Raw genomic sequence first — 13469 nt, forward strand, 5'->3', positions numbered from 1 at the left:
AATAGACGTAACAAATTGGAAGGCTATTTTTTTATAAGCTGAAATGCTCTAAGCTCTTATCTACAATGTCTTGATTAATCCCGATATATCTTAGTGTGATGTCTGGTGACGAGTGATTAAATATATCCTGAAGTAAGGCAACGTTTTTGTGCATCGTATAATGCCAGAAACCAAATGTTTTTCTCAGACTGTGTGTTCCGAAATCTTTGATACCTACGTTATTAGCTGCTTGACTTAGAATTTTATATGCTTGGACACGTTTGATCGGTAAATCCGTTTTGTGAGACGGAAATAGATAATCATTCATATGCATATTCAATGTGTACTCGAAAATAAGATTTCTAAGTTCTAAATTAATTAGAAATCTTTTTATTTTTCTTGTTTTTGTTTCTTTAATAACGATGTGTGTTTGATCTTTAACGTCGGCAACACGAAGAGGGAGGAGATCACTTATACGTAATCCTGTATTAATCCCCATCACAAACAAGAAATAGTTACGGTAGGAAACTTTTTTTAATTCTTGTTTCATTGCTTCAATAAGATACTTATCTCGAATCGGCTGAACGGTTTGCATTCCTTTACTAATAATTGCATGATAATCTGATTTAATCTCGTATCTTCGCTTTAAACTTTTTTGTTTTGATAGACTTAATTCTTGCATCTTTTTATGTAATTCATAGTCACCATATTTTTTTAATAAATACATATATTCCCCTTTAGTAAAAAAAACATGCGTCATATATTCGGTTTTTTCCATTTTGCTGCACCTCCTAACAAACGTATACGTCATAATTAACTCAGAAGCAATTAGATTAGTGATTATACACGAATCGAAATGTAATTCCGTTAAAATCGATCTGTGCGTAAGTGTGTAAAAATATAATAATTAGACTATTGGTAAATTATTGATGAACAGTACTGTTCGTTTTGTTTCCTAACAAAAACAACCAGAAGTCTATTATATCGATTATCGCTTATATTATCAAGCTTTCATTCATTTTCACAATGAAACATAATATCTATTATGTTTCATTGCAGAAATTTGAAGTTGTTTTTCATGACTAAAGAGTGAGGTAGAATGAATAGTGTGAATTTAATGTGAATGATGAATACTATTGACAGGTTGTTGCTACTTTTGCTAACTTTATCGTAGTAAAGTGATTTTTTTCGCTTTTATTTGGATAGGAAGGTAAGAGGTAGCCATTGAAAAATTTTGTAGTAATTTTTGGATCATTAATCGTAGCAATTGCATTTAATTTATTTCTTGTACCATATGAAATATTAAGCAGTGGACTAAGTGGAATAGCTATTTTACTAGGTATTTTAACACCGTTTAATATTGGCTTTTTAAATTTTATATTAAATATTCCTTTATTAATATGGGGATGGTTTAAGCTCGGCAGAACAATTATTATTAATACAATTGTTTGTGTTACTGCATTATCAGCTTTTTTATATGTCATTCCAATTGTTCCTGTAACGGATAATATATTACTATCCAGCATCTTTGGTGGTGTATTTGGTGGAGTAGGTATCGGTTTAATTTTAAAATTCTCTGGTACGTCTGGTGGATTGGATATTGTTGCAATTATAATATCTAGAGCGAGTAATGTCAGTGTTGGAATGCTTTTAACTGGTATGAACGGCTTGATTGTTTTAATTTCAGGTGCTGTATTTGATTGGAACTTAGCATTATATACGATGTTATCCATATACTTAACAGGGAAAGTAATTGATACGATTCATACAAACCATATCAAATTAACGATGCAGATTGTTACTTCGAAAGGTGACGACATTCGGAAAGATTTAATTCAATCCATTTATCGTGGTATTACCGTGATGGATGGGTATGGAGGCTATACAGAAGAAAGAAAACAAATATTAATGATGGTAGTAACGCGTTACGAGACAGTACAAATAAAGAAAATTGTCCGTAAACATGATAAACAAGCATTTATAAACATATATGAGACAGTAGAAGTGGATGGGGAATTCGCGAAAAATTAAATAGAAGTATTTCCCTTTCATAAGAAAAGTGGGGACTTTTAAATGTTACATTTACAACCAAAAAAATTACCGAGTTTAATTGAATCACTACTCGTATTGGGTATCATTATTGCAATGATTAGTTTTTTTATCATTGAAATAGAAAGCAAGCCTCATATACCGATTCTAATAGCAATTTTGCTTATGATTAGTTACGGACTTGCTAAAAGGTTTTCTTTCTCTAAATTGCAAAACGGAATGATTGAAGGTGCACAGTCAGGAATGGGAGCAATACTCCTGTTTTTTCTTATTGGGATATTAATTAGTAGTTGGATGATTAGTGGAACCATTCCGGTATTAATGGAAACAGCTTTCGGATTAGCAGATGGTCCGTGGTTCTTTGCTATTGTGTTTACCATAACAGCTATTTCTGGAGTAGCATTAGGTAGTTCATTTACGACAAGTGCAACATTAGGCGTGGCATTTCTAGGTGTTGCGCAGTCCATGGATGCATCTATTGCAATCACAGCAGGCGCAATTGTATCTGGTGCTTTTTTCGGTGATAAAATGTCACCTTTATCGGATACAACGAATCTAGCTTCTTCTATTGTAAAAGTAGATTTATTTGAACACATTAAGCATATGGCATGGACGACGCTTCCTGCATTTATTATTTCTTTTGTTTTATTTGCGATATTATCACCATCTCAAGAGAGAAATATGGAAAACTTAGAAATCATTCAGTCAGCATTGAGTCAATCGTCTCTGATTCATTGGACTGCTTGGATACCAATTGTGGTATTACTTATGATGACACTAACGAAACGACCTGCATTTGTTTCTATCGCTGTTAGTAGTGTGATCGCAACCATTATTGCTGGTATACGTGGCGTGACGCAGTGGAAAGAGATTCCGGAAATTTGGTTTGGTGGTTATGTGTCACAAACAAACAATGGAATAATTGATGAAATGTTAACTAAAGGTGGCATAGATAGTATGTTTTTCACGATTTCATTAGTTATTTTAGCTTTAGCGCTTGGTGGATTATTTTTTGTTACTGGAGTAATTCCTTCTGTCATTGCTAATATACAACATCGATTGCAATCAGCTCGATCGTTAACATTAGCTACAGCATCAACAGCCATTGGTATCAATGTTTTTGTTGGAGAACAATATTTATCCATCCTGTTAACAGGAGAGGCTTATCAAGATTTATATGATCGTGCAGGGTTAGCAAGAAAGAATTTATCAAGAACGTTAGAAGATGCGGGTACGGTTATTAATCCACTAGTTCCGTGGAGTGTGTGTGGTGTTTTTCTTGCGGACGTTTTAGATGTGGCTGTAATAGATTATTTACCTTTTGCATTCTTCTGTCTACTGAGCCCGATTATTACTATTATCTATGGCTTAACAGAAAAAATGATTACAAAAGAATAAAGCATTTGAAGAGTCCATTTTTACATCAATCTGTAGGAATGGATTTTTTGTGTCTCTATACTAAATGTGGGGTGCGTTTTGTTCTATCAGTGCTTTAAATAGAGGGAAAAAATTAATTCAAACAAAAGGGAGGGAAAATGGGTGATTAGTGTTCGAATTAGTGGTTAATTCGAACAAAAGAGGAGAGAAATGAGTGCCTAGTGCTCGAATTAGTGGTTAATTCGAACAAAAGAGGAGAGAAATAAGCGCCTAGTGATCGAATCAGTGATTAATTCGGACAAAAGAGTAGAAAAACAAGTGACTTGTGATCGAATCAATCATTATTTCGAACAAAAGAGTAGAAAAACAAGTGCCTAGTGTTCGAATTAATGATTATTTCGAACAAAAGAGGAGAGAAATAAGCACCTAATGATCGAATCACTGGTTATTCCCTACGCCTTTAGATTAAAAGCTATAAACTCATATTACTTACTGCATATTTTTGCTATTTTAAACAAAACTAATAGCAAAAATAGGAGGTGTTGAATGTGGGAAAGGATAGGCAAGAAAAGAAACTGAAGCGAAGTAGAAAAGTTGAGTCTGATCGTGATCAAGCACTAAGTCATAATGGAGCAACCAAAATGGCAAGCCCAGCTGAAGGTAGAAAATATACAGATGGGAAGTAAATAAAATAGCCACTACCGATCTAGTAGTGGCTTAACTTTAGCTATTAACGTTCGACTAGTAGGGATAGACCAATACCGCCACCAACACAGAGCGAACCTAATCCTAGCTTAGCATCTCTTTTCTTCATTTCATGTAACAATGTAACTAAAATTCGTGTACCTGATGCACCGATTGGATGACCTAATGCAATTGCACCACCATTTACATTTACTTTAGATGTATCTAGTTCTAAGTCGCGTAACACAGCGACACTTTGTGCAGCAAATGCTTCATTAAATTCAAACAAATCAATATCATCTAATTCTATATTTTCTTTTTCAATTAACTTCTTTGTAGCATGATAAGGAGCATAACCCATTAATGCTGGATCTGTTCCAATTTCTGCATATCCTTTAATCGTTGCTAAATAAGGAATGTTTTTTTCTTCTGCTAATGATTTTTTCATTAAAACTAATGACGCAGCACAATCATTAATTCCAGATGCATTGCCGGCTGTCACTGAACCGCTTTCAATAAAAGGGGTTTTTAATTTTTGTAAATCTGGTAGTTGTAAATTATGTCTGATATGTTCATCTGTAGTAAAAAGGTGTTCATCTCCGTTGCTATTCTTAATAGGTATAGGTACAATTTCATCGGCGAATTTATTTTGTTCGACGGCTGCTTGTGCTTTTCTTTGAGATTCTAATGCAAATTGATCTTGTTCTTCACGAGTAATCCCGTATTTTTCAGCAACATTTTCAGCAGTAACGCCCATATGTGTCTGTTCAAAAGCATCGGTTAAACCGTCGTGAATCATACTGTCGATTAATTTTTTACCTTCCATGCTCTTATCCCAACGATAGTCATGAACAAGGTGAGGGGTTTGACTCATATTCTCTGACCCACCAACGACAACGATATCTGCTTCGCCTAATTTAATCGCTTGAGCACCTAGAATAGTGGATTTCATACCTGAACCACAAACTTCATTGATTGTCATTGCAGGTACTTCATGCGGAATTCCAGCATGTACAGAAATTTGACGAGCTAAATTTTGTCCTAAACCAGCCTGCAAAACATTTCCGAAAATCACGGAATCAACTTCTTCAGATTTTAGATTAGCTTGCTTGAGCGCTTCCTTTACAGTGAATGCCCCAAGCTCTTTTGCAGATATATCTTTTAAACTACCACCAAACTTACCGATTGGGGTTCGAACTGCACTTACAATTACTACTTCTTCCATCCAGATAGCACTCCTTCATAAAAAAAAAGATTATATATCTAGGTAAAAATACGGATCTACCTAAGTCATGATACTAATATAACATAAAATAACGTGAAAGAAATAATCATAAATTTTGCTTAAAAATAAAGAAAATAGATAGAATTATGTCTTTTTAATAGAAAAAAGTATTAAAATCATCTAAAATAGGAAAAGCAGACATATAATTTTAAAAGGTGTGAGAGATATTGAAAATTGGAATTGATAAGATTGGTTTCTACACGCCACACATGTATGTAGAAACAGAAGATTTAGCAGTCGCACGTAACATTGAACCTGGCAAGTTCACTATAGGAATCGGTCAAGAAAGAATCGCAGTTCCACCGATTACACAAGACGCTGTTTCATTAGCAGCAAATGCAGCATTAGAAATATTAACTGATGAAGACAAAGAAGCAATTGATTATGTGATTTTTGCTACAGAATCAGGTATTGACCATTCGAAAGCAGCTTCGATTTATATTCATCAATTGTTAGGTTTAAACCGAAACACACGTTCTATTGAAGTAAAGCAAGCATGTTATAGTGCTACAGCTGGTATTCAAATGGCAAGAGGTCATATTGCTTTGAACCCAGAAAGTAAAGCGCTTATATTAGGTGCAGATATATCTCGCTATGGCTTACAAACATCTGGTGAGGTAACACAAGGTGCCGGTGCTGTTGCTATTGTCGTGAGTGCCGATCCAAAAATTATGACAGTAGAAAGCCCAAGCGTTTATCAAACGGAAGATGTAATGGACTTCTGGCGTCCACTGTACTCAGATACTGCATTTGTACAAGGAAAATATTCAGTCGATAAATATATTGGTTTCTTCCAAGAATTATTTGCGGAATATACGAAAAAAACAAGTGTTGGCTTATCCGATCTTGAGGCAATTCTTTTCCATTTACCATATACAAAAATGGGATTAAAAGCGTTAAAATCTGTGCTTGAAGATGCAAATGAGGCAGACAAAGAGCGTTTATTAGCTAATTTTGATACAAGTAAAAAATATAATGCCACTGTTGGGAACATTTATACTGGATCGCTATATTTGAGCTTGTTGTCTCTACTAGAAGGCAATACAAATATTGATCCAGGTGCTAGAGTCGGCCTGTTCAGCTATGGTTCAGGTGCTGTTGGGGAATTCTTTACAGGTGTACTGCAACCGAACTATCGTGAACACCTTTATAAAGAGCAGCATGAACAAATGCTAGCGAATCGTACAGCATTAACTGTTGCTGAGTATGAAGCACAGTTTAATGATACGTTACCAGTTGCTGTTGAAAATATAGACTTACCAACTGATAAAGATCCAGCAACTATTTGTTTCGCAGGAATTAAAGATCATATGCGTCAATATGTACGCAAAGATCAGTAATAGTAAAAACCATTCATCTACATGAGGTGAATGGTTTTTATTTTACTTGTTTAGTTTGCTTAGTAATGCTTTTGCTGTTTCTAGGTTCATATTCTTTGCTTGTTTTAATTGTTTAGTAACTTTCTCTATTTGATCACCTTTAGCACCAGCGCTAATAGCAAGTGATTTTGCTTGTAAGCCCATATGTCCTTTTTGAATTCCTTCTGTAACAAGTGCACGAATCGCTGAGAAATTCTGTGCTAATCCAACCGATGCAATAATAGATTCTAATTCTTTTGCTGAAGGAGAACCTAAGACTTCTTTCGTAAATTGGGCTGCTTGATGAATGCTGATCGATCCACCAACAGTTCCTATAGGTAGAGGGAATGTTATTTCACCTAATAAATCCCCATTTGCCGCCTTCGTCCATTTTGTTAATGAACGATATTGGCCAGATCTTGCAGCATAAGCATGAACACCAGCTTCGATAGCGCGTGTATCATTTCCAGACGCCAATACAACAGCATCTACACCATTCATTACCCCTTTATTATGTGTTACTGCACGATAAGGATCTACTAAGGCAAATTGACAAGCTTCCACAATTCGATCACGTACTTCTTCACCTGTATATCCAGCACGTTCTAACAAATGTACAGGAATACGACAAGTAGAAGTTACCAGACATTCCGTTGCATAGTTGCTGAGAATCCCCATAATAGCTGATCCACCTGTTAATTCTTCTATATATGGCTTAATTGCTTCCACCATTGTATTAATAATGTTAGCACCCATCGCTTCCAACGTTTCTACATGAATATGTACAACGAGAAAATCGGGAGAATCATAAGTATCATTTGCTTCTATTATTCTTGTTTCAATAGACTTGGCACCACCACCACGATTAACAATAGAAGGGTGGGCGGCATTTGCCTTTTCGATAATATCATCTGCTTCTTTTAAAAGAACCTGCTCAGCTAACGCCAAATTAGGGACATCTTTTAATGCAATTTGCCCAATCATCATGCGATTATGCACCGTTGTTGTGAAACCACCAGCATGACTAATTGTTTTCGCAGCGTAACTTGCTGCTGCAATAACAGATGGCTCTTCTGTTGCCATTGGAATAACAAATTCCTTATTATTGATTAAAAAATTTAATCCCAAGCCTAAAGGGACGTCATATGTACCAATTTGGTTCTCGATCATATGGTTAGCAATTTCATTAGGTAATTGTAAATGATTATTCATATCTGAGGCATCATCTTCAGCAATAACTCCAGCTGAAACAAGGGCTTCCCATCGTTCTATGAGTGATTTTTGATAAAATTTACTTAAATAAGATAGCTTCATTTTTTTCCTCCTGTTACTTTAGACAGCCTAGATTATTGATGTTTAAAAAATTGTATAAATGCAACGTAATTTTACCATAGAAAGATGGCAGAGCAAAGATAATTCAGAAAGTAGCATTATTAATGATCTCAGATACGCTTATTCATATTTTATGTATTGATAAGAATAAGATAGAGGAAGGGAGTGGTAGATGATGCGACGAAACAACAAACCAATATTATTTATTTTCATATTAATCTTTTTACTATTTGTCGTTATACCACTAACTATTAGTATCGCTTATGGTAATATTCCTTTCTTTACGAATTACAATTTAGAAAACAATGATATATTTGTTAGTAATGACCCCAACCTGAAAGAGAGTGAGTTATCATTTATCAAGAACAATACATACACATGGTCAGAAATAAGACTGTATATTTTGGGACAAGAGCGAACATATACGAAGATGTTGCGTAACACGGCTATTATTGTAGCAATCGTCATCTTATCCATCCTGATTGACCGTATGATATTTAGAAAATAGTTTACTATTGAAACAAAAAAGCCTTCTTCTAAAAAATAAGAAGAAAGGCTATTTGTATATCTTAATGAGCCAGATTAGATTCTCGTGTTGGCCAGAAGTAACCTATTGTTGCTCCAATTAATGCCGGTAATATCCAACCAAGTCCAATATTGAAAAATGGTATATAAGATAAATAGTATTCATTTAATAATTCAAGAAAAGAGTTTGTAACCTGTGGAAGGGTATCTACTAACGCATTATATCCATCCATGATACTAATGAAAAAGGTTAGTGTCATGGCAGAGACATAGACAGCTCTCTTGTGATGAAAAAGTGTAGAACTAATTCCTAATAATATTAAAACAATAGCTAGCGGGTATAAAAACATTAAAACTGGTACTGCAAATTTAATAATATTATTTAATCCAAGATTTGCAATGGCAAAGGATACAAAAGATAAGATAAACACAAACTTTTTATAGCTAATCTTCGGAAAGACATCATGAAAAAACTCACTACAAGCTGTAATCAATCCAATGCTTGTCTTTAAACAAGCTAGAACAATAATGATAGCTAATAAAATAGCGCCAAAGGGACCAAAATAGTATTGAGCTACTTCTGCAAAAATAATGCCACCATTGTCAAGAGTTCCAATCGCATCCACACTAGATGCACCCATGTACGTGATCAGACCATAAATGAGTGTCATTAATCCCATCCCAAATAGTCCGGATTTCCAAGTTGCACTTGTGATCATCTTTGTATCTGTTATTCCTCTTCTTTTAATTGCGTTAATAACAAGAATACCGAATGCCAACGAACCAATCGCATCCATTGTATTATAACCTTCTTTGAATCCGGTCATAAATGCATTGTTGGTGTATTGACCTATAGGTAACCCAAAGCTACCCATCGGCTTGACGATTGTAACGATAATTAAAACGAATAAGAATAATAGAAAAGCGGGTGTTAAATATTTACCTACATAATCAATAACTTTTGCAGGGTTTAATGAAAAGTAGAAGACAATTGCAAAAAATATAAAACTAAAAACGGCTAGCCATAAACTGATTTGGTTTGGATTAACGAATGGTTCAAATCCAACAACAAACGGTACAGTAGCTGTTCGTGGAATAGAAAAAAATGGGCCAATTGTTAAATAAAGAGCCATGCTAAAAGCTAGTCCAAAAGCCGGGTGAACACGACTTGCTAAATCAAGCACCCCATTACTTTTTGACAATCCAATTGCTAATATACCTAAAAAGGGAAAGCCAATCGTAGTTACTAAAAATCCTATTAAAGCTGGCCAAAAGTTGGAACCAGCTAATTGTCCAAGTTGAATTGGGAAAATCAAATTACCAGCACCGAAATAAAGTCCAAAAAGCATTGTACCAATAACGGCATAAGTTGAAAAAGGTATTCGTTGTTGCTGCATCTTTATTACTCCCTCTAGTTGGCTACCATATATTCTGTCACAGACAATAGAAATAATAACAGGATTTAAGAGAAGGCACAATAGATTTTTATATTAAAACGCATTCATATGAGAAAGTTATTATTACGTTTATTTATACCATACTAGGGTATAGTTTAATGAAAAATGTTTTAAAGGAGGACTATTGTATGAACAAACATGAACATGAAAATCATGAAGAGCATCATAGAAATGACCACGATGATCACTCAGATGAACACCATAACCACACTTCTCATGAGCATGAAGGGCATAGTCATGAAGGACACGATCATCATGGAGATGATCACGGTCATATGATTGCAGATTTCAAGAAGCGGTTTTACATTTCTATAATAGTAACTATTCCAATATTGCTTTTATCACCTATGATTCAGGAATTCTTTAATTTTGAGTTTAGTTTTCCAGGAGCTAAATATATTTTATTTGCATTAGCTACATTTATTTTCTTTTACGGTGGTAAACCGTTTTTAACAGGATCTATTGATGAATTAAAACAAAAGAATCCAGGTATGATGACATTAATTGCTTTAGCGATTGTTGTTGCATATGGATATAGTTCATTGACCGTATTTGGACTATCTGGAAATAACTTTTTCTGGGAGCTTGCAACATTAATCGATATCATGTTGTTAGGTCACTGGATTGAAATGCGATCTGTAATGGGCGCATCAAACGCCTTAGAAGAGCTTGTAAAAATGGTGCCATCTGAAGCACATATTATTGACGAAAATAATGAAATAAAAGATGTAAGTGTTTCTAGTTTGCAGCATGGTGATAAAGTATTAGTAAAGCCAGGTGAGAAAATACCGGTAGACGGTAATATTCTTAAAGGACAATCCGCTGTGAATGAATCGTTACTAACAGGGGAATCTGTTCCAATAGATAAAGAAAAAGATGATGATGTCATTGGTGGCTCGATTAATGGTGAGGGCTCATTAACGATTCAAGTAGAAAAAACAGGGGAAGATAGTTACCTTTCTCAAGTAGTTACAATGGTCAAAGAAGCACAAGAATCTAGATCAAAGACACAGGATTTATCCAACCGTGCAGCCAAATGGTTATTCTATGTTGCATTGGGTGCAGGTGCGATTACTCTTGCTGTTTGGCTAGGGTTAGGCTATTCCTTTTCTTATGCATTAGAACGAATGGTAACTGTCATGGTAATTGCCTGTCCGCATGCGCTTGGTTTAGCAGCTCCATTAGTGGTCGCGCGATCGACAGCACTAGCTGCGAAGCAAGGATTATTAATTAGAAATCGAACGAATTTTGAAGAAGCAAGAAATATAGAAGCGGTTGTGTTTGATAAAACTGGAACATTAACTGAGGGGGAGTTCGGTGTCACTAATATTTTCACAGAAGACAATTATGATCAAGATAAAGTCTTACAAATGGCAGCATCGCTTGAAGTACAATCCGAGCACCCTATTGCAAGAGGGATAGTAGAAAAAGCAAAAGAACAAAACATATCTTTTATTGAACCAGAAGCATTCGAGTCCATGACTGGTAAAGGGTTAAAAGGAACCATTGATAACAATGAAGTATTAGTAGTCAGTCCTGGATATGTACAGGAGCAAGAGTTAAATTATAACGAAGAAAACTTTAATGAATGGTCAGAACAAGGAAAAACAGTTGTCTTTGTGATAATCAACGATAAATTAGCGGGTATGATCGCATTAGCTGATAAAGTTAGAGAAAGTGCTGCTCAAGCTATTTCTCGATTGAAGGAATTAAATATTGAGTCACAAATGCTAACTGGTGATAACTATAAGGTTGCGCAATGGGTAGCAAAGCAATTAAATGTTGATCAAGTCGTAGCTGAAGTATTACCACATGAAAAAGCAGATAAGATAAAAGAGATTAAGAAGGACGGTAAAAAAATTGCTATGACCGGAGATGGTGTCAATGACGCACCTGCACTTGCAAATGCAGATTTAGGTATAGCAATTGGCGCAGGTACCGACGTTGCAATGGAAACAGCCGATGTTGTTTTAGTTAGAAGTAACCCAGAAGATGTCGTTTCTATTGTTGATTTATCTAGGTCAACTTATAAAAAAATGATTCAAAACTTATGGTGGGCTGCAGGCTATAATATAGTTACCATTCCACTTGCAGCAGGTATACTCTCACCAATTGGCATCGTATTAAGCCCAGCTGTAGGTGCGGTATTGATGTCACTAAGTACCGTGATTGTAGCGATTAATGCCCGAATGTTTAAGGGGTAGCATTGGAAGAAGTAAAGACAGTAATGTTCATACGCGTGTCATTGTTATATGCAATGGTACGCGTATGTTTTTGTTAAAAATATGTAAAATGACAGTGATTAGATGGTAAATTTTTGTTATAATTAAAGGAGTTTAATAATTCAAAATATAAAATACTAAAAAAATAAAAAAGTAAATTTAATTATTGGGATTGAGATAAATGGAGACATGAACAAATATATTTAAAGGGTGAGTATTATGGCGGAGTATAGACTAGTTTTAGATGCATTCAAACAAATTATTCAGAAAATGTGCAAGGTTAACGATATTTCTCATAGAAAACCGAGATTTGAAACTATAGACAATATAGTGGTTATTAGTTTGAAAAACCATTTAAAAGATGGAATAGACATGGATTGCTTTCATATCTTAAATTTCATTCATCAAATTACTGGTCCTCTGGGGATAAAATACAATCAGCAATTATACTTATACCCGAACTCGAACAGAGTAGAAAGAATAACTGTAAGCTTTAAAAAAGAGGATTATGATGCATTCAATTTAAAAATGCAGGACGGTAGTATAGATAATTAAATGATATTGTCCCGTAATTAGGATGTATTATAGATTTTCTGAAATTATTAATTTAAGGGGGGAGATTATAAATGTGGCTTATTATTGCAGTTATAGTGATAGTCACGCTTATTTCAATAGATGGTCAATTGAAAAAATTAAATCGAACTAATGAAACAATTATAGAACTACTTGAAGGAAAAACAAAAGAATGATAACAGAGACTAAAATTTTTGAAAGGGGATTTGATATAATTTCTAATCCAGCGGGTTTTCAAAACAGATTGTTAGCAAGTGTCTTAGATTTTATCATTGTTTTTGTTTCACTAGGTATACTTTCAACACTTATATACGGTGAATTTTTGAATTATAAGGAAGTTTATTTAACTGATACGATATCGTTAATTTATTATTTACTACTTCCTGTCTTGTGGTATGGCTATACATTAGGTAGAAAAATGGTCGGTAACAGAATTGTTAGAGTGGATGGCAAAAAAGTCGGTATAGGAACAATGCTATTAAGAAATTGGGTAGCTGGCGCATTCTACATACTGACATTAGGAATTGGTTTAATAGTTAGTGCATTTATGATTGGCTTAAGAGAAGATAAACGAGCAATCCATGATTTTATCGCACAAACATATGTCACCACTGATTCACCGTAACAT

Annotated in this window: 13 protein-coding genes; 9 read left to right on the forward strand and 4 right to left on the reverse strand. The window is 34.6% G+C overall.

Annotation, left to right across the window (positions count from 1 at the left end):
- Window positions 1–31: 31 nt before the first annotated feature.
- Complete coding sequence (locus HP569_RS01420; protein ID WP_182199618.1) at window positions 32–574, reverse strand: site-specific integrase; 543 nt, start codon at window positions 572–574, stop codon at window positions 32–34.
- Between the two features lie 629 nt (window positions 575–1203).
- On the opposite strand from HP569_RS01420, the gene HP569_RS01425 reads away from it, so the two are divergent.
- From HP569_RS01425 to HP569_RS01435, 3 genes are all read left to right on the forward strand, one after another.
- A complete protein-coding gene (locus tag HP569_RS01425; RefSeq protein WP_182199294.1) occupies window positions 1204–2010 on the forward strand; it encodes a YitT family protein in 807 nt (268 codons plus the stop codon).
- A gap of 42 nt (window positions 2011–2052) precedes the next feature.
- Complete coding sequence (gene nhaC, locus HP569_RS01430) at window positions 2053–3426, forward strand: Na+/H+ antiporter NhaC (RefSeq protein WP_182199295.1); 1374 nt, start codon at window positions 2053–2055, stop codon at window positions 3424–3426.
- A gap of 527 nt (window positions 3427–3953) precedes the next feature.
- Window positions 3954–4091: a YpzI family protein gene (locus HP569_RS01435; RefSeq protein ID WP_182199296.1), complete on the forward strand. Its 138-nt coding sequence runs from the start codon at window positions 3954–3956 to the stop codon at window positions 4089–4091.
- A 44-nt stretch (window positions 4092–4135) separates the two neighbouring features.
- On the opposite strand, the gene HP569_RS01440 is transcribed toward HP569_RS01435, so the two are convergent.
- Complete coding sequence (locus HP569_RS01440) at window positions 4136–5314, reverse strand: acetyl-CoA C-acetyltransferase (protein WP_182199297.1); 1179 nt, start codon at window positions 5312–5314, stop codon at window positions 4136–4138.
- Between the two features lie 227 nt (window positions 5315–5541).
- On the opposite strand from HP569_RS01440, the gene HP569_RS01445 reads away from it, so the two are divergent.
- A complete protein-coding gene (locus HP569_RS01445) occupies window positions 5542–6714 on the forward strand; it encodes a hydroxymethylglutaryl-CoA synthase (protein WP_182199298.1) in 1173 nt (390 codons plus the stop codon).
- Between the two features lie 42 nt (window positions 6715–6756).
- On the opposite strand, the gene HP569_RS01450 is transcribed toward HP569_RS01445, so the two are convergent.
- Window positions 6757–8046 (reverse strand): hydroxymethylglutaryl-CoA reductase, degradative, encoded by a 1290-nt coding sequence (locus tag HP569_RS01450; protein ID WP_182199299.1) that lies wholly within the window; start codon window positions 8044–8046, stop codon window positions 6757–6759.
- Between the two features lie 193 nt (window positions 8047–8239).
- Here HP569_RS01450 and HP569_RS01455 point away from each other — a divergent pair, with 193 nt between their 5' ends.
- Complete coding sequence (locus tag HP569_RS01455) at window positions 8240–8572, forward strand: hypothetical protein (protein ID WP_182199300.1); 333 nt, start codon at window positions 8240–8242, stop codon at window positions 8570–8572.
- Window positions 8573–8633: 61 nt separating this feature from the next.
- Here HP569_RS01455 and brnQ read toward each other — a convergent pair whose 3' ends face one another.
- Entirely contained in the window at window positions 8634–9986 is a 1353-nt protein-coding gene (gene brnQ / locus HP569_RS01460; protein WP_182199301.1) for a branched-chain amino acid transport system II carrier protein, read from the reverse strand.
- A 188-nt stretch (window positions 9987–10174) separates the two neighbouring features.
- Here brnQ and HP569_RS01465 point away from each other — a divergent pair, with 188 nt between their 5' ends.
- The 4 genes from HP569_RS01465 to HP569_RS01475 all read left to right on the forward strand — a co-directional run bounded on the left by HP569_RS01465 (window position 10175) and on the right by HP569_RS01475 (window position 13466).
- Entirely contained in the window at window positions 10175–12250 is a 2076-nt protein-coding gene (locus HP569_RS01465) for a heavy metal translocating P-type ATPase (protein ID WP_182199302.1), read from the forward strand.
- A gap of 237 nt (window positions 12251–12487) precedes the next feature.
- On the forward strand, window positions 12488–12823 hold the full coding sequence (locus HP569_RS01470) for a hypothetical protein (protein ID WP_182199303.1): 336 nt from the start codon (window positions 12488–12490) through the stop codon (window positions 12821–12823).
- 71 nt (window positions 12824–12894) lie between these two features.
- Window positions 12895–13017 carry a hypothetical protein gene (locus tag HP569_RS14490; protein WP_281366356.1) on the forward strand — a complete coding sequence of 41 codons (123 nt, stop codon included), beginning with the start codon at window positions 12895–12897 and terminating at the stop codon, window positions 13015–13017.
- The gene (locus HP569_RS01475; RefSeq protein WP_182199304.1) at window positions 13014–13466 is read left to right on the forward strand and encodes an RDD family protein; all 453 of its coding nucleotides are present in this window, start codon (window positions 13014–13016) and stop codon (window positions 13464–13466) included. The genes HP569_RS14490 and HP569_RS01475 overlap by 4 nt, the downstream gene beginning before the upstream one ends.
- The last annotated feature ends 3 nt before the right edge of the window (window positions 13467–13469 follow it).

The organism is Paraliobacillus salinarum (assembly GCF_014083865.1).
GTDB classification, from domain to species: Bacteria; Bacillota; Bacilli; order Bacillales; family Amphibacillaceae; genus Paraliobacillus; species Paraliobacillus salinarum.

Excerpts from the sequence above, each read along its gene's own strand:
- HP569_RS01420 (WP_182199618.1), bottom strand. The coding sequence starts at position 574 with ATGCAAACCGTTCAGCCGATTCGAGATAAGTATCTTATTGAAGCAATG.
- nhaC (WP_182199295.1), top strand. The coding sequence starts at position 2,053 with ATGTTACATTTACAACCAAAAAAATTACCGAGTTTAATTGAATCACTA.
- HP569_RS01440 (WP_182199297.1), bottom strand. The coding sequence starts at position 5,314 with ATGGAAGAAGTAGTAATTGTAAGTGCAGTTCGAACCCCAATCGGTAAG.
- HP569_RS01450 (WP_182199299.1), bottom strand. The coding sequence starts at position 8,046 with ATGAAGCTATCTTATTTAAGTAAATTTTATCAAAAATCACTCATAGAA.
- HP569_RS01455 (WP_182199300.1), top strand. The coding sequence starts at position 8,240 with ATGCGACGAAACAACAAACCAATATTATTTATTTTCATATTAATCTTT.
- brnQ (WP_182199301.1), bottom strand. The coding sequence starts at position 9,986 with ATGCAGCAACAACGAATACCTTTTTCAACTTATGCCGTTATTGGTACA.
- HP569_RS01465 (WP_182199302.1), top strand. The coding sequence starts at position 10,175 with ATGAACAAACATGAACATGAAAATCATGAAGAGCATCATAGAAATGAC.
- HP569_RS01470 (WP_182199303.1), top strand. The coding sequence starts at position 12,488 with ATGGCGGAGTATAGACTAGTTTTAGATGCATTCAAACAAATTATTCAG.
- HP569_RS14490 (WP_281366356.1), top strand. The coding sequence starts at position 12,895 with ATGTGGCTTATTATTGCAGTTATAGTGATAGTCACGCTTATTTCAATA.
- HP569_RS01475 (WP_182199304.1), top strand. The coding sequence starts at position 13,014 with ATGATAACAGAGACTAAAATTTTTGAAAGGGGATTTGATATAATTTCT.